The sequence below is a fragment of the Caulobacter hibisci genome, assembly GCF_016135805.1.
Classification (GTDB): domain Bacteria; phylum Pseudomonadota; class Alphaproteobacteria; order Caulobacterales; family Caulobacteraceae; genus Caulobacter; species Caulobacter hibisci.
Genome location: NZ_JADWOX010000003.1, coordinates 316,613 through 342,175, shown reverse-complemented (window position 1 = coordinate 342,175; position 25,563 = coordinate 316,613). Strand labels below are relative to the sequence as shown.

20 protein-coding genes are annotated in these 25,563 nt (G+C 69.3%); 11 read left to right on the top strand and 9 right to left on the bottom strand.

Features of this window, described 5'->3' with window-relative positions; translation table 11 throughout:
• Positions 1–63 precede the first annotated feature (63 nt).
• The 3 genes from I4Q42_RS07690 to I4Q42_RS07680 form a co-directional block, all read right to left on the bottom strand.
• On the bottom strand, positions 64–1,290 hold the full coding sequence (locus I4Q42_RS07690; protein ID WP_198575467.1) for an argininosuccinate synthase: 1,227 nt from the start codon (positions 1,288–1,290) through the stop codon (positions 64–66).
• 94 nt (positions 1,291–1,384) lie between these two features.
• On the bottom strand, positions 1,385–1,747 hold the full coding sequence (locus tag I4Q42_RS07685; RefSeq protein ID WP_198575466.1) for a hypothetical protein: 363 nt from the start codon (positions 1,745–1,747) through the stop codon (positions 1,385–1,387).
• Between the two features lie 14 nt (positions 1,748–1,761).
• On the bottom strand, positions 1,762–3,756 hold the full coding sequence (locus I4Q42_RS07680) for a potassium transporter Kup (protein ID WP_198575465.1): 1,995 nt from the start codon (positions 3,754–3,756) through the stop codon (positions 1,762–1,764).
• 175 nt (positions 3,757–3,931) lie between these two features.
• Between I4Q42_RS07680 and I4Q42_RS07675 the strand changes: the two genes are divergently transcribed.
• From I4Q42_RS07675 to I4Q42_RS07660, 4 genes are all read left to right on the top strand, one after another.
• A complete protein-coding gene (locus I4Q42_RS07675) occupies positions 3,932–4,381 on the top strand; it encodes an Rrf2 family transcriptional regulator (protein WP_198575464.1) in 450 nt (149 codons plus the stop codon).
• A 132-nt stretch (positions 4,382–4,513) separates the two neighbouring features.
• A complete protein-coding gene (locus tag I4Q42_RS07670) occupies positions 4,514–5,122 on the top strand; it encodes a flavodoxin family protein (protein ID WP_198575463.1) in 609 nt (202 codons plus the stop codon).
• Between the two features lie 222 nt (positions 5,123–5,344).
• Positions 5,345–6,145, top strand: a complete 801-nt coding sequence (locus I4Q42_RS07665; RefSeq protein WP_198575462.1) for an SDR family NAD(P)-dependent oxidoreductase — start codon at positions 5,345–5,347, stop codon at positions 6,143–6,145.
• A gap of 73 nt (positions 6,146–6,218) precedes the next feature.
• Positions 6,219–6,389, top strand: coding sequence for a hypothetical protein (locus tag I4Q42_RS07660; protein ID WP_198575461.1), 171 nt, complete (start codon positions 6,219–6,221; stop codon positions 6,387–6,389).
• Here I4Q42_RS07660 and I4Q42_RS07655 read toward each other — a convergent pair whose 3' ends face one another.
• Entirely contained in the window at positions 6,390–7,085 is a 696-nt protein-coding gene (locus tag I4Q42_RS07655) for a MarC family protein (RefSeq protein ID WP_198575460.1), read from the bottom strand. It lies immediately after the preceding gene.
• Between the two features lie 85 nt (positions 7,086–7,170).
• On the opposite strand from I4Q42_RS07655, the gene pyrF reads away from it, so the two are divergent.
• Entirely contained in the window at positions 7,171–7,860 is a 690-nt protein-coding gene (gene pyrF, locus I4Q42_RS07650; RefSeq protein WP_198575459.1) for an orotidine-5'-phosphate decarboxylase, read from the top strand.
• 168 nt (positions 7,861–8,028) lie between these two features.
• Here pyrF and ald read toward each other — a convergent pair whose 3' ends face one another.
• Positions 8,029–9,141 (bottom strand): alanine dehydrogenase, encoded by a 1,113-nt coding sequence (ald, locus tag I4Q42_RS07645; protein ID WP_198575458.1) that lies wholly within the window; start codon positions 9,139–9,141, stop codon positions 8,029–8,031.
• 120 nt (positions 9,142–9,261) lie between these two features.
• On the opposite strand from ald, the gene I4Q42_RS07640 reads away from it, so the two are divergent.
• The 4 genes from I4Q42_RS07640 to pbpC all read left to right on the top strand — a co-directional run bounded on the left by I4Q42_RS07640 (position 9,262) and on the right by pbpC (position 18,008).
• Entirely contained in the window at positions 9,262–9,735 is a 474-nt protein-coding gene (locus tag I4Q42_RS07640; protein ID WP_198575457.1) for an Lrp/AsnC family transcriptional regulator, read from the top strand.
• A gap of 81 nt (positions 9,736–9,816) precedes the next feature.
• On the top strand, positions 9,817–10,689 hold the full coding sequence (locus tag I4Q42_RS07635; RefSeq protein ID WP_198575456.1) for a carbonic anhydrase: 873 nt from the start codon (positions 9,817–9,819) through the stop codon (positions 10,687–10,689).
• A 106-nt stretch (positions 10,690–10,795) separates the two neighbouring features.
• Positions 10,796–15,826, top strand: coding sequence for an alpha-2-macroglobulin family protein (locus tag I4Q42_RS07630; RefSeq protein WP_198575455.1), 5,031 nt, complete (start codon positions 10,796–10,798; stop codon positions 15,824–15,826).
• Positions 15,827–15,950: 124 nt separating this feature from the next.
• Positions 15,951–18,008, top strand: coding sequence for a penicillin-binding protein 1C (pbpC, locus tag I4Q42_RS07625; RefSeq protein ID WP_332873041.1), 2,058 nt, complete (start codon positions 15,951–15,953; stop codon positions 18,006–18,008).
• On the opposite strand, the gene I4Q42_RS07620 is transcribed toward pbpC, so the two are convergent.
• The 4 genes from I4Q42_RS07620 to I4Q42_RS07605 all read right to left on the bottom strand — a co-directional run bounded on the left by I4Q42_RS07620 (position 18,005) and on the right by I4Q42_RS07605 (position 20,797).
• Positions 18,005–18,631: a DedA family protein gene (locus tag I4Q42_RS07620; RefSeq protein ID WP_198575453.1), complete on the bottom strand. Its 627-nt coding sequence runs from the start codon at positions 18,629–18,631 to the stop codon at positions 18,005–18,007. The genes pbpC and I4Q42_RS07620 overlap by 4 nt on opposite strands.
• 200 nt (positions 18,632–18,831) lie before the next feature.
• Positions 18,832–19,452 carry a carbonic anhydrase gene (locus I4Q42_RS07615; protein WP_198575452.1) on the bottom strand — a complete coding sequence of 207 codons (621 nt, stop codon included), beginning with the start codon at positions 19,450–19,452 and terminating at the stop codon, positions 18,832–18,834.
• The gene (gene maiA / locus I4Q42_RS07610; RefSeq protein ID WP_198575451.1) at positions 19,445–20,101 is read right to left on the bottom strand and encodes a maleylacetoacetate isomerase; all 657 of its coding nucleotides are present in this window, start codon (positions 20,099–20,101) and stop codon (positions 19,445–19,447) included. Before maiA ends, I4Q42_RS07615 begins: the two co-directional genes overlap by 8 nt.
• 15 nt (positions 20,102–20,116) lie before the next feature.
• Complete coding sequence (locus I4Q42_RS07605; RefSeq protein ID WP_198575450.1) at positions 20,117–20,797, bottom strand: fumarylacetoacetate hydrolase family protein; 681 nt, start codon at positions 20,795–20,797, stop codon at positions 20,117–20,119.
• Between the two features lie 176 nt (positions 20,798–20,973).
• Here I4Q42_RS07605 and I4Q42_RS07600 point away from each other — a divergent pair, with 176 nt between their 5' ends.
• Both I4Q42_RS07600 and I4Q42_RS07595 read left to right on the top strand, forming a co-directional pair.
• Positions 20,974–21,852 carry an ABC transporter ATP-binding protein gene (locus tag I4Q42_RS07600; protein ID WP_198575449.1) on the top strand — a complete coding sequence of 293 codons (879 nt, stop codon included), beginning with the start codon at positions 20,974–20,976 and terminating at the stop codon, positions 21,850–21,852.
• A gap of 12 nt (positions 21,853–21,864) precedes the next feature.
• Positions 21,865–25,461, top strand: coding sequence for an ABC transporter permease/M1 family aminopeptidase (locus tag I4Q42_RS07595; protein WP_198575448.1), 3,597 nt, complete (start codon positions 21,865–21,867; stop codon positions 25,459–25,461).
• The last annotated feature ends 102 nt before the right edge of the window (positions 25,462–25,563 follow it).

The window sequence follows — 25,563 nt, the reverse complement described above, 5'->3', positions numbered from 1 at the left end:
TCGACAAAGAAAAAGCCCCGCCGTTTCCGGCGGGGCTCGATCTCATCGACGCTTCGAAAAGCCTCAGCCGCGCTGGTCGCGCTTGGCCAGCACGCGCAGGCGCAGGGCGTTGAGCTTGATGAAGCCGCCGGCGTCGCGGTGATCGTAGGCGACCTTGCCCTCTTCGAAGGTGACGAGGTCCTGGTCGTAAAGGCTGTAGGGGCTCTCGCGGCCGATGACCGTGACGTTGCCCTTGTAGAGCTTCACGCGGACCTGGCCGGTGACCTTCTTCTGGCTGTAGTCGATGGCCGCCTGCAACATCTCGCGCTCCGGCGTGAACCAGAAGCCGTTGTACACCAGCGTGGCGTACTTCGGCATCAGCTCGTCCTTCAGGTGCATGGCGCCGCGGTCCAGCGTGATGCTCTCGATGCCGCGGTGGGCGGCCAGCAGGATGGTGCCGCCCGGGGTCTCGTAGACGCCGCGCGACTTCATGCCGACGAAGCGGTTCTCGACCAGGTCGAGGCGACCCACGCCGTTGTCACGGCCCAGCTCGTTCAGCTTGGTCAGCAGGGCGGCCGGCGACAACTTCACGCCGTCGATGGCGACCGGGTCGCCCTTCTCGAAGTCGATGGTGAAGACGTGCGGCTTATCGGGGGCGTCTTCCGGCGCGATGGTGCGCATGTGGACGAACTCGGGGGCCTCGACCGCCGGGTCTTCCAGGACTTTGCCTTCCGACGAGGAGTGCAGCAGGTTGGCGTCGACGCTGAACGGCGCTTCGCCGCGCTTGTCCTTGGCGATCTGGATCTGGTGCTTCTCGGCGAACTCCAGCAGGGCTTCGCGCGACTTGAAGTCCCACTCGCGCCACGGGGCGATCACGTGGATGTCGGGCTCAAGGCCGTAATAGCCGAGCTCGAAGCGGACCTGGTCGTTGCCCTTGCCGGTGGCGCCGTGGCTGACGGCGTCGGCGCCGACCTGGCGGGCGATCTCGATCTGGCGCTTGGCGATCAGCGGACGGGCGATCGAGGTGCCGAGCAGGTACTGGCCTTCATAGACCGTGTTGGCGCGGAACATCGGGAACACGAAATCGCGCACGAATTCCTCGCGCACGTCCTCGATGAAGATGTTCTCGGGCTTCACGCCGGCGGCCAGGGCCTTGGCGCGGGCGGGCTCGATCTCTTCGCCCTGGCCCAGATCGGCGGTGAAGGTCACGACCTCCGCGCCGTACTCGGTCTGCAGCCACTTGAGGATGATCGAGGTGTCGAGACCGCCCGAATAGGCGAGCACGACCTTCTTCACGGGCTTGTCGGCCATGAGCGGGGTCCTTGTCGAAGGCGAAAACACAAAGTCGCGGGGCGTTTAGCGCGCTTTTGCGACGAGGGAAACACGAGCGGGGCGCGAAGCCGGGCTAGAGCCGAATCTTGCCCTCGGCGGCCAGCTGGTTCAGGGCCCGCCGAACCTGGGAAAGATGGATCACCGCCAGGATCGCCGCCAGGGTGGCGCGCAGGCCCAGCATGGTCAGCTGCAGGGTCAGGCCCTCGGCCTGGCGGCTCTCGACCAGCAGGTACAGGCTGATGGCGAAGGCGCCGGCCGGCAGCAGCACCAGGGCCGGGCCGCGCGGCAGGCGCAGCAGGGTCTCGCCCTTCGGCGCCCAGGCGACCGGAGTCGCTTCGCCCTTGGGGATCCGCCTCCACGCCATGCGCGAGGCCCCGGCCATGATCGACAGGGCCAGGATCCACAGCACGTCGCCGATGACACCGAAAATATCCATCTACCGGGTCAGCCTCAGACAGTGACTTGGGCGCCGAGCTCGACCACGCGGCCGGGCGGGATCTTGAAGAAGTCGGTCGGGTTGGCCGCGTTCTTCATCAGGAAGATGTACAGCCGATCCTGCCAAAGCGGCATGCCCGAATTGGCCGACGGCACGATCGAGCGGCGGCCGAGGAAGAAACTGGTCGCCATGATGTCGAACTTCAGCCCCTGCTGCTTCCGCAGCAGCGCCAGGGCCTTGGGCACGTTCGGGCTTTCCATGAAGCCGTAGTAGATCTCGACCTTCTTGAAGTCGTCATTGACCTTGAAGGTCTTGATGCGGTCCTCCTCGGGCACGCGCGGCGTCTCGGCCGTGCGCACGGTCAGCACCACGTTGCGCTCGTGTAGCACCTTGTTGTGCTTGAGGTTGTGCATCAGGGCGACCGGGGTCATGTCCGGGTCGGAGGTCAGGAAGATCGCCGTGCCGGGGGCACGGTGCGGGGCGCGGGCCCGCAAGATCTCCATCAGGTCGGCCAAGGGCACGCTGTCCCGGCGGGTCTTCTCGCTGAGGATCTGGCTGCCGCGCACCCAGGTGGCCATGATCGTGAACAGCGCCGCGCCGATCAACACCGGCAGCCAACCGCCGGTGAAGAAGCGCAGGGCGTTAGCGCTGAGGAACACCAGGTCCAGCGTCATGAACGGGATCAGGAAGGCCAGGGCCGCCGGCAGCTTCCACTTCCACAGCTGGCGCATGACGATGAAGGCCATGGCGGTCGTGACGACCATCGTGCCGGTCACCGCCAGGCCGTAGGCGTGGGCCATGGCCGACGAGGTCTTGAAGGTGAACATCACCGCCAGCACGCCCAGCAGCAGCATGGTGTTGAGCTGCGGCACGAAGATCTGGCCAGACTGGGTCTCGGACGTGCGGCGCACGTCCATGCGCGGCAGCAGGCCCAGCTGGATCGCCTGCTGGGTCAGCGAGAAGGCGCCGGTGATCACCGCCTGGCTGGCGATGACGGTGGCCGCACCGGCCAGGATCACCAGCGGCAGACGCAGGACGTCGGGCGCCATCTCGAAGAACCAGTTCAGCTCCTGGAACGGCACGCCGGCCTTCTCGGCGGCGACCAGGGTGTTCAGGGCCAGGGCGCCCTGGCCCAGATAGTTCAGCGCCAGGCAGGGCAGCACGTAGAACAGCCAGGCGGCCTGGATCGGCCAGCGGCCGAAATGGCCCATGTCGGCGGTCAGGGCCTCGGCCCCGGTGACGGTCAGGAACACCGCGCCCAGCACGATGAAGCCGGCCATGCCGTGATGCTGCAGGAAGTGGACGGCGTAATAGGGGTTGATGGCCCGGAACACGCCGGGGTGGTCGGCCAGGTGGAAGACGCCCAAGGCCGCCATCACCGCGAACCACACCGCGCAGACCGGTCCGAACAGCTGGCCGACCTTGGCCGTGCCGCGGCTCTGGATGAAGAACAGGCCCAGCAGCATCACCGTGGCGATCAGCAGCACCGCCTGGGTGCTGATGCCGTGCTCGAGGGCCGGGATGGTCCGCAGGCCTTCGACGGCCGACAGCACCGACATGGCCGGGGTGATCACCGCGTCGCCGTAGAACAGCGCCGCGCCGATCACGCCCAGGCCGAACACCAGGGCCGTGCGCCGGCCCATGGCCCGCTGGGCCAGGGCCATCAGCGACAGCACCCCGCCCTCGCCCTTGTTGTCGGCGCGCATGATGAACAGCACGTACTTGATCGTGACGACCAGGATCAGCGCCCACAGGGCCAACGACACCACGCCGAGGATCTCGGCCCGCGTCACGCCGTCGGAGGCCGCCACGTGCAGCGCCTCCTTGAAGGCGTAGAGCGGGCTGGTGCCGATGTCGCCGAACACGACCCCGACCGAGCCCAAAGCGAGCGCGAACGTGCCATGGCCCTTTGGACCGTGACCATTGGCGGAGCCGCCTTGATGGGGAATGTCGCACGCCGCGACGGAGGCGTTTTCAGAAGTCGAAACGCCGGAGGCTTCGGAAGCCATTTAATCCCTCCGGGGCCGCGCTCTCGAAAATCGCGCGCGAAGCCCCATATCGATCAAGCGGGGCGCGATACACCCAATCCGATCCGGGTTCAATCGCGACCTTGGCCGCATGCCTTTACGGTTTTTGTTTCAACGCACACGTTCCCCCCTTACGTTCCGGACTTAGCAGAAGATCATGTCCGACAGTCAGAAGTTCCCCGTCGCCGCTCACGCCCTGGCCTATCTGGCGCACAAGGAGGCTTTCAGCCCCGACCGCGCCGTGGCCAGCGCCGAACTCGCGGCCTCCGTGCCCACCAATCCGGTGGTGGTGCGGCGCGTCACCGCCATGCTCGGCAAGGCGGGGCTGATCGGCGCGCGCGCCGGCGCCAACGGCGGCGCCTGGCTGCTGCGGCCGGCCGCGGACATCACCCTCGACACCGTGCTGCGGGCCGTTCACGGCTGCGCCAATCTCGGCGTCGCCCCGCCCGGGGTGAAGGGCTGCCCCGTCGGCGCCCGCATTCCCGACGCCGTCCGCGCGGCCCTGATCGCCGCCGACGCCGCCGCCGCCGCGCGCCTGTCGCAGATCTCGGTGGCCGACCTGCTGGCCGATCCCGCGCAAGCCCAGGCCGTGCTGAAGAGCGCCTAAAAGCGCCACGCAGAAAAACTGCATCAGAAATTGTTGCGATTACCCCTGGTGAGTCCGGCGGGCGCTATTACGTAATCGCTACCGATACAGTTTCTGATCGGCGAACATCATTCTCCCCAAGGGACATCCGCCATGACCACCAAGGTCGCCATCGTCTATCACTCGGGCTACGGCCACACCGCCGTCCTCGCCGACAAGGTCGCCCAGGGCGTCCGCGACGCCGGCCAGACCCCGGTCCTGCTGGCCATCGAGAGCGCCGGCCAGGACTTCAAGCCGATCCTCGACGCCGTCACCAAGTCCGACGCCGTGGTGTTCGGCGCGCCGACCTACATGGGCGACGTCTCGGGCGTGTTCAAAGTCTTCGCCGACGCCTCCTCGGCCGCCTTCTTCACCGGCGCCTGGAAGGACAAGCTGGCCGCGGGCTTCACCAACTCGCACAGCTTCTCCGGCGACAAGGCCCACGCCCTCAACAGCCTGGCCATCCTCGCAGCCCAGCACGGCATGAACTGGATCAACCTCGGCATCGCCCCGCCGAACGTCACCGCCGCCGAGCGTGGTCCGGAAACCATCAACCGCGTCGGCTCGTTCGTCGGCCTGGCCGCCCAGTCGGACAATGCTTCGCCGGAGATCACCCCGCCGGCCGGCGACCGCGAAACCGCCCGCCTGCTCGGCGTGCGCGTGGCCGAAGCCGCCGTCCGCTGGACCCGCGGCGCCCAGCCGGCGCTCAGCGACGCGGCTTAAGGCCCAAACTTGGAAGTCATCGCCCGCTTCATGTGGGCGATGACTTCTGATGATGTTTCGGCGCGCCCGTCCCCTCCCCCAAGGGGCGCGCCTTCGCGGAGGAGCCATCCACCCGCGCTCCAACGGATGGTTCCTCCGCACCCGCCCACCCCTATGTCTTGAACCGGCGGGTCCGGCGTGCTCGACTCCTGTGACGCTTCGTTCGCAGGATCCTCGACCCCCATGGCCCGCCGCCTCGCCCTGATCACCGGCGCCTCCGCCGGCATCGGGGCCGCCTTCGCCCGCATCTACGCCAGCCACGGCTACGACGTGGCCCTGACCGCCCGCCGGCTCGACCGGCTGGAGGCCCTGGCCGCCGAGATCCGCATGCGTTTCGGGGTCGAGGCCTACGCCATCGCCGCCGACCTGGCCGATCCGGCCGGCGTCGATACGGTCCTGGCCGGGATCGCCGCCGAGGGCCGCGAGATCGACGCCCTGGTCAACAACGCCGGCTACGGCCTGCCCGGCGCCTACGACAAGACGACCTGGGCCGACCAGTCGACCTTCCTGCAGGTGATGCTGACCTCGGTCTGCGCCCTGACCCACAAGGTGCTGCCGGGCATGGTCGAGCGCCGCTTCGGCCGCATCGTCAATGTCGCCTCGCTGGCCGGCCTGGCGCCCGGCTCGGCCGGCCACACCCTCTATGCGGCGACCAAGAGCTTCCTGGTGAAGTTCTCCCAGAGCCTGCACCTGGAGAACCTGGCGACCGGCGTGCACGTCAGCGCCCTGTGCCCCGGCTTCACCCTGTCGGAATTCCACGACGTCAACGGCACCCGCGCCCAGGTCAGCCAGAGCCTGCCGGCCTGGATGTGGCTGGGCGCCGACGAGGTCGCCGCCGCCGGCTACGAAGCCGCCGAGGCCAACCGCCCCGTCTGCGTCACCGGCGCGCCCAACAAGGCCATCGCCGTGCTGGCCAAGCTGATCCCCGACGAATGGGCCCTGGCCCTGATCGCCAGCCAGGGCGGCAAGTTCAGGAAGGTATGAGCATGCCGGTCTTCGAACAGGCTGGCGATCCTGGACCCTATACTTCACCGACAACGGTTCGCGAGACACCGTAATGATCGAGGTGCGCAACACCGACGACATGGAACTGGTGATGGAGATCGCTCAGCATGAAGACGGCGGTCCGATGACGGTGTCTCAGTTCGAGCAGGCCCTGCCGCTCGAACTGGTCGAAGCGGCCCTGGCCGACGCCAGAGCCCGCCTCAGGACAATCGCTTCGCCTTGACTACTTATCCGCCGCATAAGGCGCCTTCGCGTCCGCGCGGATCAGGCCGCGCGTCGCATCACCCACGCCGATCAGCACGAACTGCACCGCCAGGGCGCAGAGGATCAGGCCCAGCACCCGCACGACGATGCTCATGCCGATGCGGCCCAGCACCTTGCTGATCACCGGCGCGGCCCAGAAGGTGGCGACCAGCACCAGCGACACCGCCGCGATCACGCCCACGCCGATAGCCATCCCGGCCAGGCCGAATTCCTTGGCCTCGCTGGCGTAGATGATCACGGTCGAGATCGCCCCGGGGCCGATCAGCAGCGGCATGGCGAAGGGCACGATCAGCCGTTCGAAGCGCTGCTTGGCGTAGACCCGGGCCGACTGGTTCTCGATCCCCTCGGCGGCGTCGGCGAACATCGTGGTGAAGTCGTCGCGCACCATGTCCAGGCCGAGAATGAACAGGATGATGCCGCCAGCGATGCGGAAGGCCGGCATCGAGATGCCGAAGAACTCGAGCAAGGAAACGCCCGTGAAGTAGAAGAACACCAGGAAGGCCAGGACGAACAGGCCGATATAGACGGCCACCATCCGCCGGCCCGCCGAGGCCGCGCCCAGGGTGGCGGCGGCGAACAGCGGGACGTTGCCGATCGGGTCGATCAGGGCGAACAGGGCGACGAAGAAGTTGACGGCGAGTTCGGCCTGGCTCATTCGACGTCCTCAACCTTCATGTCCGCGCGGAAGCCCGCCCTCTTTAGGGTGATGCGATCGTGCGCGCCACACCCGGAGCCTTGCCATGACCGCCGATCCGCGCCTGATCGTCCCTCTGGACCTGCCCACGGTCGCCGATGCGCGGAACATGGTCGACCAGCTCGGCGACGCGGTGTCGTTCTACAAGATCGGCCTGGAGCTGCTGGCCACCGACGGCATGGCCTTCGCCGACGACCTGAAAAAGGCCGGCAAGCAGGTGTTCCTCGATTGGAAACTGCACGACATCGGCGCGACGGTGGAACGCTCGGCCCGCGTGCTGGCCGGGGCCGGCTGCGACCTGCTGACCGTCCACGCCGAGCCGCAGGTGATGCGGGCGGCGGTGAAGGCCAAGGCCGGTTCGGACCTGAAGATCCTGGCCGTAACCGTGCTGACCAGCCTGACCGACGCTGATTTAATCGAGATGGGCTACGCCTTCAGCGCCCGCGCCCTGGTCGAGCGGCGCATCCGGCAGGCCGTGGAGTGCGGCGTCGACGGCATCGTCTCCTCGCCGCACGAGGCGGCGCTCGCCCGCGAGATCGGCGGTCCGGACTTCCTGGTGGTGACCCCGGGCGTGCGCCCCTTCTGGTCGGCCAAGAACGACCAGGCCCGCGCCGCCACCCCCGCCGACGCCATCGCCGCCGGCGCCAGCCACCTGGTCTGCGGCCGCCCGATCACGGCCGCCAACGACCCGCGCGAGGCGGCGCTGAAGGTGATCGAGGAGATGGCGGGGGTTTAACCCGCACACATTCCCAAATCTCCCGTCATTCCCGCCCTTGTGGCGGGAACCCCTCTGTCAGCCGCACGTGAGAGTGCGGCGGCGTGCTCAGCACGCCGCTTGCGCCTCACTTGCAGGCGGAGCCAGGGTTTCCCGCCACAAGGGCGGGAATGACGGGAGTTTGGTAGCCTACGCCCAGGCCCCATAGGGATCCACCGACTCCTTGCCCAGCGCCTGGGCCACGGTCGGATGGGTCAGCTTGCCGGCCAGGACGTTGAGGCCCCGCGCCAGGTGGACATTGGTCTTCAGCGCGTTCAGGCCCTTGTCGGCCAAGGCGAGACCGAACGGCAGGGTCGCGTTGCCCAGGGCTTCCGACGAGGTGCGCGGGGCCGCGCCCGGCATGTTGGCCACGCAGTAGTGGACGACGCCGTCGACCGTGTAGGTCGGCTCGGCGTGGGTGGTCGGATGGCTGGTCTCGAAGCAGCCGCCCTGGTCGATCGACACGTCAACCAGCACCGAGCCCGGCTTCATCTTCGACAAATGCTCGCGGCGCACCAGCTTGGGGGCGGCGGCGCCGGCCGTCAGCACCGCGCCGATGATCACGTCGGCCTTGAGAATCTCTTCCTCCACCGCGGCGAAGGTCGAGTAGCGCGTGAGAATGCGGCCTTGATACAGGTCGTCCAGCTCGCGCATGCGCGGGATCGAGCGTTCCAGCACCACCACCTCGGCGCCGAGGCCCGCGGCCATGCGGGCGGCGTTGGAGCCGACCACCCCGCCGCCCAGCACCGCCACGCGGGCCGGCGGCACGCCGGGCACGCCGCTGAGCAGCAGGCCCATGCCGCCATTGTGCTTGAGCAGGGTCTCGGCCGCCGAGAACACGGCGATGCGGCCGGCCACTTCCGACATCGGCGCCAGCAGCGGCAGACCGCCCCGCGCATCGGTGACGGTCTCGTAGGCGATGGCCGCGCAGCCGCTCTTCAGCAGGCCTTCGGTCTGGGCCGGATCGGGCGCCAGGTGCAGGTAGGTGAAGAGGATGTGGCGGTCGGTCAGGCGCTCCCACTCGATCTTCTGGGGCTCCTTGACCTTAACGATCATCTCGGCCCCGGCGAACACCGCGTCGGCGTCGGGGGCGATGGTCGCGCCGGCCTTGACGTAGGCGTCGTCGGCATAGCCGGCGCCGAGCCCTGCGCCCTGCTGCACCAGCACCTGGTGGCCATGGGCGACGTATTCGCGGACGGCCGTGGGGGTCAGGCCGACCCGGTGCTCGCCCGGTTTGATCTCGGAGGGGACGCCAACGCGCATGATGTTTCCTCGCTTTTGAGCTTTAACGTTGGTGTACGCCTCTCCGTTCGCAGGTTTCCTGGTTCTTTCGCCCTTCAAAAAACAGTGTATGCAGGAATCCTGCGCAGAAGGGCCGGATCGTTGAAGAAATCCCCGGTGACGCTCGACATCTTCGACCGAAAGATCCTCCGCCTGCTTCAGCGCGAGGGTCGGGCCAGCTATGTCGACATGGCCAGGGCGGCCAACCTGTCGGAGTCGGCCTGCCTGCGGCGGGTGCGGGCGCTGGAGGAGTCCGGGGTCATCGGCCGCTACGCCGCGGTGATCGACGAGCGGGCCGTGGGCCTGCCGCTCAGCGTCTTCGTCACCGTCACCCTGTCGTCCCAGGCCGAGGCCGCCCTGACCGCCTTCGAGAAGGCCGTGGCCAATGTGCGCGAGGTGGCCGAATGCTACCTGATGACCGGCGGCTCGGACTATCTGCTGCGCCTCGTGGTGGCCGACGTCGACGACCTGGAGCGGGTGCACAGCCAGGAACTGACCCGGATCCCCGGCGTGGTGCGGGTCAGCTCGTCGATCGCCATGCGCACCGTGGTCAAACGCGTCGAATTGCCGCTTTAGGGCGAGCCTCAGCGTTGCCGGGGGATTAACCCTCCCGCGTCTAGGGTCGAGCCCGACATTCACCGGCTTCGGGGGAAGACCATGGTTTCACGACGCACCCTTCTGGGCGCGCTGGGCGTTGGCCTGGCCGCGCCCGCGCTCGCCTATGCCGAAGGCCTGCACGTACCGGAACTGCCGGCGGTGACGCCGCAGGCCCGCAAGGCCCGACGGGTCACCAAGGCCCTGTCCACCCAGGCGACCGACAAGGTCGCCCTGGACAAGGCCGTCTCCAGCGTGCCGCCGATGGAGGGCCAGGCGCCCCATGGCGCGCCCGCCGCCGGACCGACCCAGGTCTCCGGCGTCAAGGTCGAGGCGGCGCCGGCCGTCAGCCCGGACGAGGCGCTGGGCCGGCTCAAGCACGGCAACGCTATCTTCGCCCGCGGCGGCGCCAGCCTGATGCTGCCCTCGGTGGCCCGCATCTCGGAACTGGCCGGCGGCCAGAAACCGTTCGCCGTGATCGTCGGCTGCAGTGACAGCCGCACCGCCCCCGAACTGATCTTCGACTGCAATCTGGGCGAACTGTTCATCGTCCGCGTCGCCGGCTCGACCGTCGGTCCGGAAGGCCTGGGCTCGATCCTCTACGCCGTCGAGCACCTGGGCGCGCCGCTGATCGTCGTGCTGGGCCACACCAAGTGCGGCGCCGTGGGCGCGGCCGTCGATGTCGCCACCAAGCACGCCCACCTGCACGGGGCCTTGCAGGACATGATCCTGCCGATCCTGCCGGCGGTGTTCGACGCCGAGAGCGACCACCCTGCCGACCTGCAGGACGCCGCCATCCGCCGCAACGTCCGCAACACCGCCGCCCGCCTGAAGGTCTGCGACGGCACCCTGGCCGAACGCATCGCCCAGGGACGATTGAAGGTCCTGTCGGCCTGCTACGACCTGTCGACGGCCGAGGTGAAGTTCGACGTATGATGATACCGGACGGGATGTCACGGCGGCGCCGTTGACCCCCGCTCGCGCTTAGGTTCAAGTCCCCCAAACCTCGCTGTTTTCGCATGCGATTTGGGAGAGACGACGGATGTCGACGGACGAGACGCCGCAAGCCAGCGGCCCCGCCAAGGCCTCCGTCTGGACCCGCCTGAAACCGCACCTGAAAACCCCGGCCGCGGCCATCGCGGCGGCGGCCCTGGTCGTCGGCTTCGGCGGCGGCTTCGTGGCCGCCAAGACCGCCGATCTCGGCTGGTTCGGCGGCGGCGGTCGGGCCCAGACAGCGTCAAGCGGCGGCGCGGTCAAGGGCGAGGCCTGGTCGCTGTTCGGCAAGCCGCGCTCGGCCGACGCCCGCCGGCGCGGCGTCCCCAAGCCCGAGGGCTTCGCCGTCTGGCGCACCCGCATCGACAGCTCCGGCGGCGACCCGCTGGCCTGTATCCAGATGAGCCGGGCGCTGGATGCGTCCAAGGCCTATGCCGACTTCGTCATGGTCTCGCCCGAGCTCGGCCGCACCCCGGCCGTGCGGGTCAAGGGCGACGAGCTGTGCGTCGGCGGCCTGGGCTTCACCGACCACCGCGTCACCCTGCTGAAGGGCCTGCCCGCCAAGGGCGGCGAGACCCTCTCCGCCAACGCCGACGTCGACTTCACCTTCGGGGAGAAGCCCCCTTACGTCGGCTTCGCCGGCGACGGGGTGATCCTGCCGCGCGAGGAATCCGACGGCGTCGCCATCGAGACCATGAACGTCTCCAAGCTGGCGGTTGAGGTCTGGCGGGTGTCGGACCGCAACCTGGTCCGCAAGTCGATCAGCGCCCCCGACCCCACCGGCGAGGGCGACTGGAACAGCGACTACGGCGAAGACAGCCCCAATGACGACGGCCGCCGGATCTGGAAGGGCGAGGTGTCGGTCGACGGCGCGGCCGGCCAGAAGGCGACCACCGTCTTCCCGCTGGGCGCGGTGCTGAAGGAGATGAAGCCCGGCGCCTATGTCATCAAGGCCCGCGACGCCTCAGGCGGCCGCGATCCCGACGGCGAGGGCGACACCCCGCCGGCCCAGGCCCGGCGCTGGATCATGTTCACCGACATGGCCCTGATCGCCTATGACGGCTCCGAGGCGCTGGACGTCGTGGTCCGCTCGCTGAAGACCGCCAAGACGGTGTCGGGCGTGCGCGTGGCCCTGGTCGCCCGCGACGGTGAGCCCCTGGCGGAGGTCAAGAGCGACGCCGACGGCCGTGTCCGCTTCGCCCGCCCGCTGCTGGAGGGCGAAGGCGCCGAGCACGCCAAGATGGTCATGGCCTATGGCCCGCAAGGCGACCTGTCGGTGCTCGACCTCGACCGCTCGCCCGTCGACCTGTCCAAGCAGGGCGTCGGCGGCCGCACCGAGGGCGAGGGCGGCCGCGCCGTCGGCAGCGACATCGACGGCTGGCTCTATGCCGATCGCGGCATCTATCGCCCCGGCGAGACCGTGCACCTGACGGCCATGGTCCGCGACCGCATGGCCAAGGCGGTCAACGACCGCAAGGGCTACATCCTGGTCAAGCGCCCCTCGGGCGTCGAGTACAAGCGCTGGTGGTTCGGCCAGGCCAACGCCGGCGCCGTGCCGATCGACATCGCCCTGCCCCGCAGCGCCCCGCGCGGCCGCTGGACGGCGGAACTGCATATCGAGGGCATCGAGGCCTCGACCGGTTCGCTGAGCTTCAGCGTCGAGGACTTCGCGCCTCAGCGTCTGGCGGTCACCGCCACGGGCCAGGAGAGCGCGCCGATCCGGATCGGCGAGACCCGCCAGATCAACGTCTCGGCCCGCTTCCTCTACGGCGCGCCGGGCTCGGGCCTGCAGACGCAGGGCGAGGCCCGCCTGCGCCGCGATACCGACCCCTTCCCGCAGTTCAAGGGTTACGAGTGGGGCGACGCCCAGGCGCCGTTCGACGAAAAGCTGATCGAGCTGGGCAACACCGTCACCGACGGCGAGGGTCGGGCGGTTCTGAACCTGGGCACCAGCGACGTCGGCGAGACCGGCCAGCCCCTGGTCGCGGCCGTCACGGCTTCGGTGTTCGAACCCGGCGGCCGGCCGGTGCGCGAGGGCCTTGAACTCAAGGTCCGCGGCAAGCCGATCTATTACGGCGTCAAGGTCGAGCAGGGCCAGAACGACCGCGGCGACCCGCCGGTCAGCCTGGACATCATCGCCGTCGACGCCGCCGGCAAGCGGATCTCGACCACCGCCAACTACACCCTGATCAGCGAGAACTGGAACTACGACTGGTTCCAGCAGGACGGCCGCTGGCAGTGGCGGCGCACCAGCCGCGACGCGGTGGTGATGAAGGGCGCGCTGAACGTCTCGGCCGGCCAGGGCGCGCGGGTCAACCGCCGCCTGGGCTGGGGCGACTACCGCCTGGTCATCGAGGGCGCCGAAGGGACCAAGACCATCACCCGGTTCTCGTCGGGCTGGGGCTCGCCGGCCAAGGACGCCGAGGCCCCCGACTTCGTCCGTGTCTCGGCCGGGACCAAGGCCTATGCGCAGGGCGACACCGTCGAGATCGCCCTGAAGGCCCCCTATGCCGGCCTGGCCCAGATCGCCGTGGCTACCGACCGGCTGATCGACTTCCAGACCGTGTCGGTCGGCGAGAAGGGCACGACCGTCAAGCTGAAGACCAGCGCCGCCTGGGGCGGCGGGGCCTATGTGATGGTCACCGTCATCCAGCCGCGCGACCCCGTGGCCTCGCCCAAGCCCAAGCGGGCCCTGGGCCTGGTCTACGTGCCGCTGGAACCCAAGGGCCGCAAGCTGACGGTCGATATTGGCACGCCGCCGAAGATCGACTCCAAGGCGATGGTCGAGATCCCGCTGAAGGTGCAGGGGCTGGGCTTTGGCCAGAAGGCCCATGTCACCGTCGCGGCGGTGGACGAGGGCGTGCTGCGCCTGACCCGCCAGGAAAGCCCAGATCCGGTGAAATGGTACTTCGGCAAGCGGGCCCTGACCCTGAATTACCGCGACGACTACGGCCGCCTGCTCGACCCCAACATGGGCGCGCCGGCCAACGTCAATTTCGGCGGCGACGAGCTGGGCGGCGAGGGCCTGACGGTCACACCGATCAAGACCGTGGCCCTGTGGTCGGGCGTGGTCGAGACCGGCCTCGACGGCAAGGCGACGATCAAGCTGCCGGCCGCCGACTTCAACGGCGAGCTGCGGATCATGGCCGTGGCCTGGACCGACAACGCCGTCGGCTCGGGCTCCAAGCCCCTGACCGTGCGCCAGCCGGTGGTCGCCGACCTCAATCTGCCGCGCTTCCTGTCGCCCGGCGACAAGCCGACCGCGACGCTGGAACTGCACAATGTCGAGGGCAAGCCCGGCGCCTACACCGCAGAGGCCAATGCCTCCGGCGGGTTGAAGGTCGCCTTCCGAAAGGTGATCACCCTGGTCCTGGGCCAGCGCGTCGCCGAGAAGATCCCCTTCCTGGCGCCCGACGTCACCGGCATCGGCAAGATCGGCTTCAAGGTCAGCGGCCCGGGCTTCGCAACGGCCAAGGACTATCCGATCCAGACCCGTTTGGGCTGGGGCGACGTGGTGCGCACCACCACCGAGCTGCAAGCGCCTGGCGCGACCTACACCCCCAACTACCAGCTGCTCTCGGGCCTGGCGGCCGGGGATGTGACGCTGCAGGTCAGCTACTCGCCGTTCAAGGGCTTCGACCCGTCGGCGATCGCGGTGGCCCTGCAACGCTATCCCTACGGCTGCACCGAGCAGCTGGTCTCGACCGCCTATCCGCTGCTCTACGCCCAGAGCGTCTCCAACGATCCGAAGCTCAAGCGCACCCCGGCCGCCCTGGCCAATGCGGTGGGCCGCCTGCTGGACCGCCAAACCCTCGACGGGGCCTTCGGCCTGTGGCGGGTCGGCGACGGCGAGGCCGACGCCTGGCTGGGCGCCTACGCCACTGACTTCCTGCTGGAAGCCAAGGCCCAAGGCGTCGCGGTGCCCGACGAGTCCCTGGACAAGGCGCTGAACGCCATGCGCCAGATCAGCCGTCCCGACAGCTGGGCCTCGGTCGCCTACCGGATGGAATATCCCTCCTGGTGGGGCCGCAACGAGGACGAAAGCAAGAAGGCCACCCAGCGCATGCGCCGGCGGGCCAGCGCCTACGCCCTCTACGTCCTGGCCAAGGCCGGGCGCGGGGACCTGGCCCGCCTGCGCTGGTGGCACGACGTGCAGATGAAGGACGAGGACCAGCCGCTGGCCAAGGCCCAGGTCGCCGCCGGCCTCGCCCTGATGGGCGACCACGCCCGGGCCCGCTCGGCCATGCGCCAGGCGGTCAACTCCCTGAACTGGCGCGACGAGTACGACTGGTATCAGAGCCCGCTGCGCGACGTGGCCGCGGTCACGGCCCTGGCGGTCCAGGCCGGCCAGACCGACATCGCCGCCCGCCTGCAAGGCCGCCTGGAGAACGTGGTCAAGGATCCCGACGCCCTGAACACCCAGGAACAGGCCCAGCTGCTGTTCGCCGCCCATCAGCTGATGAAGGCCGCCGGCCCGATCAGCATCGACGCCCAGGGCGCCCGCGGCCTGCCGCCGGCGGCCGGTGCGCCGCGCTGGGCCGTGGGCAAGCTGGCCGACGCCAAGTTCACCAACAGGGGCAAGGGCGCCCTGTGGCGGACGGTCAGCGTGCGCGGCACGCCGATCCTCGCCCCCGGGGCCTCCAGCAACGGCCTGACGGTGAGCAAGAGGCTGTTCACGATGAGCGGCGGGGCGGTCGATCCCTTCGCCGTCCGCCAGGGCGAGCGGGTGATCGTGCTGATCCAGGGCCGGTCGCTGCAGGCCCGCTCGACCGCCCTGGTGGTCGACGACGCCCTGCCGGCCGGCTTCGAGATCGAGGCCCCGCTCGGCGCCGACGACGCCCAGAACGGGCCGTTCAGGTTCCTCGGCGAACTGTCCAGCCCCGACGCCCAGGAAAGCCGCGACGACCGCTACATCGCCGCGCTGGACCTGGAGGGCAACAAGCCCTTCGCCATGGCCTACATCGCGCGGGCCGTGACGCCGGGCGAGTTCTTCCTGCCCGGGGCCGTGGCCAAGGACATGTACCGCCCGAGCATCTCCGCCCGCTCGGACGCCGGCCGCACGACGATCGCCGGGCAATGATGCTGGAACTGCTCCCTTCCCCCTTGATGGGGGAAGGGCCGGGGATGGGGGTGACAGCGCTTGAAGGTGAAGCGCCGTGACCACCGCCAGCTCCGAAGTCACCCCCACCCCTGACCCCTCCCCCATCGAGGGGGAGGGGAAAGTCCCGCTGATCGTACGCCTGCTGACCGGCTTCCTCGCGGCCCAGGTCGTGCTTTTCGCCGCCAGCGCCGCCTTCCCGCCGGACATGGGCCGCGCCAGGCGTTCCTCGCCCGTCGTGCTGGGCGAGCGCGGCGCGTGGCTGCTCGCCCTGCCGGTCGAGGACGGTCGCTGGCGCGTGCGGGCCGATCTGGAGCGCACCGACCCGACCTTCCTCAAGCGCCTGGTGGCGGTGGAAGACGCCCGATTCCGCTGGCACCTAGGGGTCGATCCGATCGCCCTGGTCCGCGCCACCGGCTCGGCGATCGTCCACGGCCGGGTCAGCAGCGGCGCCTCGACCCTGTCGATGCAGACCGCCCGCCTGCTGGAGCCTCGCCCCCGCAACCTGGGCAGCAAGCTGATCGAGATGGTCCGCGCCGTGCAGCTGGAGAGCCGGCTGAGCAAGGACGAGATCCTGGCGCTCTACCTGACCCTGGCGCCCTATGGCGGCAATCTGGAAGGCGTGCGCGGCGCCAGCCTCTCCTATTTCGGCCACGAGCCGTCCAGCCTGACCGACGGCGAGCAGGCGCTGCTGATCGCCCTGCCCCAGGCCCCCGAAGGCCGCCGCCCCGACCGCCGGCCGGAAGCCGCGCGCGAGGCCCGCCGCGCGGTGCTCGACAAGATGGTCCGCGCCGGGGTTCTGACCGATATCGCCGCCGTCGAGGCCGAGGGCGAGCCGATCCCGCGCCGCAGCGTCTTCCCGGCCATGGCCTGGCACCTATCAGGCCAGCTCGCCGCCGCCGCGCCCGCCGACCGGCCCAGCGTGATCACCACGATCGATCCCGACCTCCAGGCGCGCCTCGAACCGATGGCCGCCGCCGTCGCCGCCAGCCAGGGCCCGGAGGCGACCTCGGCCATCATCGTCGTGCGCATCAAGGACCGGGCCGTGCGGGCCCTGGTCGGTTCGGCCGGCCGCGACCGCCCCGGCGGCTGGGTGGACATGACCCGCGCCGCCCGCTCGCCAGGCTCGGCCCTGAAGCCCTTCGTCTACGCGTTCGCCTTCGACGACGGCATGCTGGCCCCCGACACCCAGATCGACGACGCCCAGACGCGCTTCGCCGACTACCAGCCGGAGAACTTCGACCGGGTGTTCCACGGCAAGGTCACCGCCCGGGAGGCCCTGGCCTATTCGCTGAACGTGCCGGCCGTCGCCACCCTGGAGAAGATCGGCCCCGAGGCCTTCGCCGCCCGGCTCGAGGCCGGCGGCGTCAGGCTGCTGCGCCCCAAGGCCGAGGTGAAGGCCGCCGGTCTGGCCCTGGCCTTGGGCGGGGCCGGCATCACCCTGCGCGATCTGGTCACCCTCTATGCCGCCCTCGGCGACGGCGGGGTGGCCAAGCCGCTGGCCTATACGGTCGAGGAGGCCAAGGCCCGCGAGCGCCAGGGCGGAACCCGCATCGCCCGGACCGAGGCGGTGAACCAGGTGCTCGACATCCTGCGCGAGGCCCCCGGCCCGCGCGGCCGCGCCCCCTCGGCCCTGACCCGGGGCGGACCGGCCATGGCCTTCAAGACCGGCACCTCCTACGGCTTCCGCGACGCGGTTGCGGCCGGGGTCGTGGGAGGCCACGCCATCGTCGTCTGGACCGGCCGGGCCGACGGCGGGGCGCGCGGCGGGCTGACGGGACGCGACGCGGCCCTGCCCACGCTGTTCGACGTCGCCGACCTGGTCGGCGCGCCGCCCACCGCCCCGCGCCCGATCGCGCCGAAGTCGGCGCCCGGCGCCCTGCAACGCCTGCAGACCGTCGCCGACGAAGGCCCGCGCCTGATCTTCCCGCCGGACGGGGCGACGGTGCAGGTCGAGGGATTGGGCAAGGGCGCGCGCGGCCTGGTGCTGGCGGCCGGCGGCGAGGACCTGTCGTGGTACGTAAACGGCGCGCCGCTGGACAGCGATCCGGTCAGCGGCAAGCCGATCTGGCGGCCGGCGGCGGCGGGCTTCTACAAGCTGCGGGTGGTCGACGCCCAGGGCCGGGCGGCCAGCGCGCGGGTGCGGATCAAGGCGCCGGGTTAGGCCTTCGAGGGCTGAACCTTGAACGGCGCGGCGCGGACGACGGCGACGGTGGCGACCAGCAGCAGGCCGCCGACCGCCAGGGCCGTCAGCCACTGGGGATCGGGCTTCCAGTAGCCGAGATTGCGGGCCGCCAGGTAGCCGGGGGCCAGGACCGACACCACCCACAGCGGCGCGGTGACGGTGTTGGCGGCGTGGAAGGTCCAGTCGCGCATCCGCGACATGCCAGCCGCCATCGGCACGAACGGCCGCAGCGGGCCGAGATACCGGGCGACCAGCAGGGCCAGAACGCCGTAGCGACGGGTGTAGAGCCGGGCGCGGGCCACGGTGCGGCGGTGCTTGGCCACGGCCGGATGGCGCACTGCCTTGGCGCCGATCCTCTGGCCGATCAGGTAGGAGATGGCGTCGCCGGCGGCCGCGCCGATACTGCACCAGACCACCACCTCGACCGGATGCAGCGAGCCCGTCGCGATCAGCGCCCCCGCCGTCAGCATCACCGCCATGATCGGAATCAGCACCCCGACCAGCAGCAGCGCTTCGAGCAGGGTCACGAGCGCCAGGATCGCGCACACCAGCAGGCGGTGTTCGACGACCAGGTCGTGCAGGGTCTGGAGGAAGGCGTCCATGCGCTCACCGTGCCGCAACAAGGTGACGAACAGGTAAGAGCGAATGTGGCTTTCGCCAGGTGCGGCGATACGGCGCGCCTAAATGCTCCCCCTGTGGGGGAGCTGTCGCGGAGCGACTGAGGGGGTCTGCTCGGCCTAAGCCGGCGCCGCCCCCTCCGGCCCTCAGGGCCACCTCCCCCAGCGGAGGAGGATCTAAGCCTTCAGCCCGCGACCACGCGCTCATAGTCGTCCAGGCTTGCGATGCCGACGTTGAGATCCGTCACCAACCCGTTCGACAGCGAATAGACCCAGCCATGCACGGCCAAGCTCTGGCCGCGCGCCCAGGCGTCCTGCACGAAGACGTCGGAGGCGACATTGCGCACCTGGCGGATGACGTTCAGCTCGCACAGGCGGTTGAGGCGGTCGCGCTCTTCCGGGATCGCTTCCAGCTCGTGCTTGTGCTCGGCGTGGACCTCGCGGATCGGGTGCAGCCAGTGGTCGACCAGGCCCCGGCGCTTGCCGTCGATGGCCGCCGCCACGCCGCCGCAGCCATAGTGGCCGACGACCATCACGTGCTTGACCTTCAGCACGTCGACCGCGAACTGCAGGACGGACAGGTAGTTGGCGTCCTGCGGCGGGGCCAGGTTGGCGACGTTGCGGTGGACGAACAGCTCGCCCGGATCCAGGCCGACGATCTCGTTGGCCGGCACCCGGCTGTCGCTGCAGCCGATCCACAGATATTCGGGGCTCTGCTGGTTCTCCAGGCGCTTGAAGAAGGCGGGGTCGACCTCGGTCTTACCCTTGGACCAGTTGGCGTTGTTGAGTTTCAGGTCTTCAAGCATCGGCGGCGTCCGGCTGGAGGCTGGGGTGAGCAGCGGCGAAGGCGGGATGGTCGGCGGCGCGATCGGCGGCCGCGACCAGGGTCGGATAGGGCGAAAGGTCGATCTCGAAGCGCCGCGCGCCATAGACCTGCGGCACGATGCAGATGTCGGCCAGGCTCGGCGCATCCCCATAGGCGTAGGTTCCGCCGTGGGCGGCGATCGCGGTCTCGAGAGCGGTGAAGCCCTCGGCCAGCCAGCGGGCCATCCAGGCGCGGCGGGCCGGCTCATCCTGGCCGCGGGCGGCCAGTTCGCCGGTGACGCGGACATTGTTCAGCGGATGGATGTCGCAGGCGACGGTCATGGCCATGGCCCGCACCCGCGCCCGGCCCAGCGGATCGGCCGGCAGCAGCGGCGCGTCAGGATAGGTCTCGTCCAGCCATTCGAGAATGGCCAGGCTCTGGGTCAGCACCACGCCGTCGCCGCCATCGCCACTAAGCGCCAGGGCCGGCGTCAGCCCCTGCGGGTTGAGGTCGAGATACGGCCCCTGCCGCTGCTCGCCCTTGAGCAGGTTCACCGGGCTCTGGTCATAGGCCAGGCCCTTGAGATTGAGGCCGATGCGGACGCGATAGGGCGCGGCCGCCCGCCAGTAGCCGAACAGCGTCAGGGTCACGGCCGAGCGCTCCCTCTAGACCAGGGTGAAGGCCAGGGCGCCGACGCCGTCGACCTCGCCGACGATCCTGTCGCCCCTGACCACCGCGGCGACGCCCTCGGGGGTGCCGGTGAAGATCAGGTCGCCGGCCGCCAGGGTCCACAGCTTGCTGGCCTCGGCGATGATCTCGGGGATGTTCCAGATCATGTCGGCGATCAGGCCGGTCTGGCGCTGCACGCCGTTGACGGTCAGCCAGATCGACCCGTCCAGCGTGGCGTCCGCCGCCGGGCGGATGGCCGAGATCGGGGCCGAGTGGTCGAAGGCCTTGCCGGCTTCCCAGGGCTGGCCCTTGGCCTTGGCCGCGCCCTGCAGGTCGCGGCGGGTCAAATCAACGCCGACCGCATAGCCGAACACGTGGTCCAGGGCGCCCTCGACGGCGATGTCGGCGCCGCCGGACTTCAGGGCCACGACCAGCTCGATCTCGTGATGCAGGTCGGCGGTGCGCGGCGGATAGGGCACCTCGTCCAGCAGCGGCGCGACGGCGTCGGCCGGCTTGGCGAAGAAGAACGGCGGATCGCGCTCGTCGCCGCCCATCTCGGCGCGGTGAGCGGCGTAGTTGCGTCCCACGCAGAGGATGCGCCGGACCGGGAAGACCGCGTCGGTTCCTTCCACCGGAACCGAAGCCTGCACGGGCGGGGGGAAGGCGAAGGTCGTCATGGCCGCCTGCTTAGACCCAAACGCGACTGATCGGAACCCCGCCCCGAAACGACATCCCGAACGGCGTTCGTCGGGAACCCGACCGCCTAAACGTTCTTTCACTTGCCCCGGGTTGCGCCATCGAGTCATGACGGACTGGGGACTGTGGCGTTAACACTAGGGGGCGACGAGCGACGATGCTGATCATCGAGAACCTGACGCACGTGTACGGCAACGGCGTGCGCGCCCTGGACGAGGTCAGCCTGACCATCCCGCGCGGCATGTACGGCCTGCTCGGCCCCAACGGCGCGGGCAAGTCGACCCTGATGCGCACCATCGCCACCCTGCAGGCCCCGACCTCGGGCCACATCCGCTTCGGCGACATCGACGTGCTGAAGGATCCCGAGGCCCTGCGCCGCGTGCTGGGCTACCTGCCGCAGGACTTCGGCGTCTATCCCCGCGTCAGCGCCTACGACATGCTCGACCACATGGCCGTGCTGAAGGGCATCTCGGGCCGCAAGGAACGCAAGGACACCGTCGAGAGCCTGCTGGTGCAGGTCAATCTGTGGAACGTCCGCAACAAGGCCATCGCCGGCTTCTCGGGCGGCATGCGCCAGCGCTTCGGCATCGCCCAGGCCCTGATCGGCGACCCCCGCCTGATCATCGTCGACGAGCCCACCGCCGGCCTCGACCCCGAAGAACGAAACCGCTTCCTCAACCTGCTGGCCGAGATCGGCGAGAACGTGGTGGTGATCCTGTCGACCCACATCGTCGAGGACGTCTCCGACCTCTGCCCGGCCATGGCCATCATCTGCGACGGCCGCATCGTGCGCGAAGGCGCGCCCACCGACCTGATCCGCCAGCTGGAAGGCCGGATCTGGAAGAAGACCATCGACAAGGCCGAGCTGGAGGACGCCAAGAAAGCCCACCAGGTGATCTCGACCCGGCTGCTGGGCGGCCGCACCGTCATCCACATCCTCGCCGACCAGGATCCGGGCCAGGGCTTCGCGCCCGTCACTGGCGGGCTCGAGGACGTCTATTTCTCGACCCTCGCCACGACCCGCTGCGCGGCCTAGGGGGCGAGGACCATGTTCGGCAAGATCGCGGGCTTCGAGTACCGCTACCAGCTGCGCTCCCCGGTGTTCTGGGTGGTGGCGGTGCTGTTCTTCCTGCTGGCGTTCGGCGCCACGACCATTTCCCAGGTCAGCATCGGCCTGGGCCCCAGCGACCACCGCAACGGGCCGTTCGCCCTGTCGATTTCGGCGCTGATCTTCTCGCTGTTCTACATGTTCGTGACGACGGCCTTCGTGGCCAACGTCATCGTCCGCGACGACGAGACCGGCTACGGCCCGATCCTGCGGGCCACGCGGATCGGCAAGTTCGACTATCTCTACGGCCGCTTCACCGGGGCCTTCCTGGCCGCGGCGACCTCGTTCCTGGCCGTGCCGCTGGCGATCTTCCTCGGCTCGCTGATGCCGTGGGTCGACAAGGAGATGCTCGGACCGTTCATGCCGGGCGCCTACCTGTTCTCCTACCTCGCCCTGGCCGTCCCCAACATCCTGCTGACCTCGGCGATGTTCTTCGCCCTGGCCACCATCACCCGCTCGGTGATGTGGACCTATGTCGGCGTCATCGGCTTCATGGTGCTGTGGGTGATCGGCAACATCGCCCTCGACAAGCCCGAGTTCGAGCACGCCGTGGCGATGTGGGACCCGCTCGGGCTCAGCGCCTTCAGCCTTCTGACCCGCTACTGGACGGCCAGCGAGCGCAACACCGTGATCCCGGCCCTGGCCGGCGCCCTGCTGTTCAACCGCGTCTTCATGGTGGTCCTGTCGGCCGGCCTGCTGGGCCTGGCCTACGGCCTGTTCCGCTTCCAGTCGGCCGAGCTGTCGGGCGCCAAGAAGCCGTCGCGCAAGCAGGCCAGGGCCGACGCCGAGCAGCCGCCCACGCCGCGCCCCCTGCCCGCCCCGCGCCATGACCGGGCCGCCGCCTGGACCCAGTTCGCCGCCCGCACCCGCCTGGACATGGGCCAGGTGTTCAAGAGCCCGGCCTATTTCGTGCTGCTGGCGCTGGGGCTGTTCAACGCCGCCGGTTCGCTGTGGTTCGCTACCGACGCCACCGGCTATGGCGGCGTCATCTATCCGGTGACCCGGGCCCTGCTGCTGCCGCTGATGGGCTCGTTCGGCCTGATCCCGATGATCATCGCCATCTATTACGCCGGCGAGCTGGTCTGGCGCGAACGCGAGCGGCGCACTCACGAGATCGTCGATTCCACTCCCGTCGGCGACTGGTCGTTCACCGCCCCGAAGATCGCGGCCATCGCGCTGGTGCTGCTGTCGACCCTGCTGGTCAGCGTTCTGGCCGCCGTCATCAGCCAGATCGGCCACGGCTATTTCCGGCTGGAGCTCGACAAGTACCTGCTGTGGTACGTCCTGCCCCAGGCCGTCGACCTGATCCTGCTGGCGGTGCTGGCGGTGTTCCTGCAGGTGCTGAGCCCGCACAAGTTCATCGGCTGGGGCCTGATGGTGGTCTACATCGTCGCCGAGCTGACCTTCGTGAACCTGGGCCTGCAGCACAATCTCTACCGCTACAGCGGCGCGCCCGGCATGCCGTTCTCGGACATGAACCGCCTGGGCGACTTCTGGGTCGGGGCTTGGTGGTTCCGCGCCTACTGGATCGCCTTCGCCGCCCTGATGGCCATCGTCTCCTACGCCCTGTGGCGGCGCGGCACCGAGACCCGGCTGCTGCCCCGGCTGAAGCGCCTGCCCTATCGCCTGCGCGGCGCCAACGGGATCGTCTTCGGCGTGCTGCTGGCGGCCTTCGCCGGCCTGGGCGGCTTCATCTTCGTCAACACCAACGTCTGGAACGAGTACCGCACCAATCTCGACGACGAGCGCTGGACCGCCGACTTCGAGAAGGCGCTGCTGCTTTACGAGAACACGCCCCAGCCGAAGATCACCGGCATGAAGCTGGACGTCGACCTGCACCCGCACGAGCCGCGCGCGGTGACCCGGGGCGCCTATGTCTTCCAGAACAGGACCGGCGCGCCGATCAAGGAGATCCACGTCCGCTTCGACCGCGACCTCGTCGTGCGCGGCCTGTCGATCGAGGGCGCGCGGCCCAAGCAGACCTTCGACCGCTTCAACTACCGGATCTTCGCCTTCGACACCCCCCTGGCCCCCGGCGAGACCCGCCGGATGAGCTTCATCACCGAGCGCAGCCAGAAAGGCTTCAAGAACAACGGCAACGAGAACCGCGTCGTCGACAACGGCACGTTCCTCAACAACTTCGAGATCGCGCCGATCCTGGGCATGTCGCGCGAGGGCCTGCTGCAGGACCGCGCCAAGCGTCGCAAGTACGGTTTGCCGCCCGAGCTGCGGGTGGCCAAGCTGGGCGACGCGGCCAGCCGGCAGTTCAACTACCTGCGCCACGACGCCGATTTCGTGACCTCCGACATCACCGTCACCACCGACGCCGACCAGACGCCGGTCGCGCCGGGCACCCTGGTGTCGGAACGGACCTGGAAGTCCGGCGCCGAAGACCGCCGCACGGCGCGCTTCGTCGCCGACGCCCCGATCCTGCCCTTCCTGTCGATCCAGTCGGCCCGCTACGCCGTCTCCCGCGAGACCTACAAGGGAGTCGACCTGGCGGTCTATTACGACCCCCAGCACGCCTGGAACATCGAGCGCATGCGCGGCGCTATGAAGGCCTCGCTCGACTACTACCAGCCAGCGTTCGGCCCCTATCAGTTCAAGCAGCTGCGCTTCCTGGAGTTCCCGGCCTACCAGAGCTTCGCCCAGGCCTATGCCGGCACCATCCCGTGGTCGGAGGCGATGTTCTTCATCGCCGACTACCGCAACCCCGAGAAGATCGACATGGTCACCTATGTCGGGGCCCACGAGATCGGTCACCAATGGTGGGCCCACCAGGTGCTCGGCGCCGACCAGCAGGGCTCGACCATGCTGTCGGAGAGCTTCGCCCAGTACTCGGCCCTGATGGTCATGAAGCGGATGTACGGCGAGGCCCAGATCCGCAAGTTCCTGAAGTTCGAGCTCAACAGCTACCTGCGCGCGCGCGGCGGCGACGTGCTGGAGGAGCAGCCGCTGGCCCGGGTCGAGAACCAGCAGTACGTCCACTACCGCAAGGGCTCGCTGGTCATGTACCGGCTGCAGCACGAGGTCGGCGAGGAGACGGTCAACCGGGCCCTGCGCAAGCTGATCGCCGAGCACGGCCTGAAGGGCGCGCCCTATCCGACCACGCTCGACTTCCTGCGGATCCTCCGCGCCGAGGTCCCGGCCGACAAGCAGGCGCTGATCACCGACCTGTTCGAGAAGATCACGCTCTACGACCTGAAGACCAAGAGCGCGACGGTGAAGAAGCGTCCCGACGGCCGCTACGACGTCTCGCTCGTGGTCGAGGCCCGCAAGATGTACGCCGACGGTCGCGGCAAGGAGACGAACGCGCCGCTGAACGAGGTGCTGGACGTGGGCCTGTTCACCGCCGAGCCGGGCAAGAAGGGCTTCGAGCAGAAGAACGTCATCGCCTTCGAGCGCCGGCCGATCCGCACCGGAACCCAGACCCTGACCTTCGTCACGAAGGTCGCTCCGCGCTTCGCGGGAGTGGATCCCTACAACCTGGTGATCGACCGCAACGGCGACGACAACGTCGTGAAGGCGGGGAACTGAGGGGGCTTCGAGTGAAGCCGTCCTTTACAGAGAGTCATCGCCCGGCTTGTCCGGGCGATGACTTCCATTAAGGGGCCACGAGAGCTTCGCCCACGAAAAATC

Bases quoted from the DNA above. Each gene is read 5' to 3' on its own strand.
- I4Q42_RS07630 (WP_198575455.1), top strand. From the start codon at position 10,796: ATGTCGACGGACGAGACGCCGCAAGCCAGCGGCCCCGCCAAGGCCTCC.
- I4Q42_RS07665 (WP_198575462.1), top strand. From the start codon at position 5,345: ATGGCCCGCCGCCTCGCCCTGATCACCGGCGCCTCCGCCGGCATCGGG.
- I4Q42_RS07635 (WP_198575456.1), top strand. From the start codon at position 9,817: ATGGTTTCACGACGCACCCTTCTGGGCGCGCTGGGCGTTGGCCTGGCC.
- I4Q42_RS07690 (WP_198575467.1), bottom strand. From the start codon at position 1,290: ATGGCCGACAAGCCCGTGAAGAAGGTCGTGCTCGCCTATTCGGGCGGT.
- I4Q42_RS07675 (WP_198575464.1), top strand. From the start codon at position 3,932: ATGTCCGACAGTCAGAAGTTCCCCGTCGCCGCTCACGCCCTGGCCTAT.
- pyrF (WP_198575459.1), top strand. From the start codon at position 7,171: ATGACCGCCGATCCGCGCCTGATCGTCCCTCTGGACCTGCCCACGGTC.
- I4Q42_RS07615 (WP_198575452.1), bottom strand. From the start codon at position 19,452: ATGCTTGAAGACCTGAAACTCAACAACGCCAACTGGTCCAAGGGTAAG.
- I4Q42_RS07685 (WP_198575466.1), bottom strand. From the start codon at position 1,747: ATGGATATTTTCGGTGTCATCGGCGACGTGCTGTGGATCCTGGCCCTG.
- I4Q42_RS07655 (WP_198575460.1), bottom strand. From the start codon at position 7,085: ATGAGCCAGGCCGAACTCGCCGTCAACTTCTTCGTCGCCCTGTTCGCC.
- I4Q42_RS07605 (WP_198575450.1), bottom strand. From the start codon at position 20,797: ATGACGACCTTCGCCTTCCCCCCGCCCGTGCAGGCTTCGGTTCCGGTG.
- I4Q42_RS07660 (WP_198575461.1), top strand. From the start codon at position 6,219: ATGATCGAGGTGCGCAACACCGACGACATGGAACTGGTGATGGAGATC.
- I4Q42_RS07595 (WP_198575448.1), top strand. From the start codon at position 21,865: ATGTTCGGCAAGATCGCGGGCTTCGAGTACCGCTACCAGCTGCGCTCC.
- ald (WP_198575458.1), bottom strand. From the start codon at position 9,141: ATGCGCGTTGGCGTCCCCTCCGAGATCAAACCGGGCGAGCACCGGGTC.
- I4Q42_RS07600 (WP_198575449.1), top strand. From the start codon at position 20,974: ATGCTGATCATCGAGAACCTGACGCACGTGTACGGCAACGGCGTGCGC.
- I4Q42_RS07670 (WP_198575463.1), top strand. From the start codon at position 4,514: ATGACCACCAAGGTCGCCATCGTCTATCACTCGGGCTACGGCCACACC.
- I4Q42_RS07680 (WP_198575465.1), bottom strand. From the start codon at position 3,756: ATGGCTTCCGAAGCCTCCGGCGTTTCGACTTCTGAAAACGCCTCCGTC.
- I4Q42_RS07620 (WP_198575453.1), bottom strand. From the start codon at position 18,631: ATGGACGCCTTCCTCCAGACCCTGCACGACCTGGTCGTCGAACACCGC.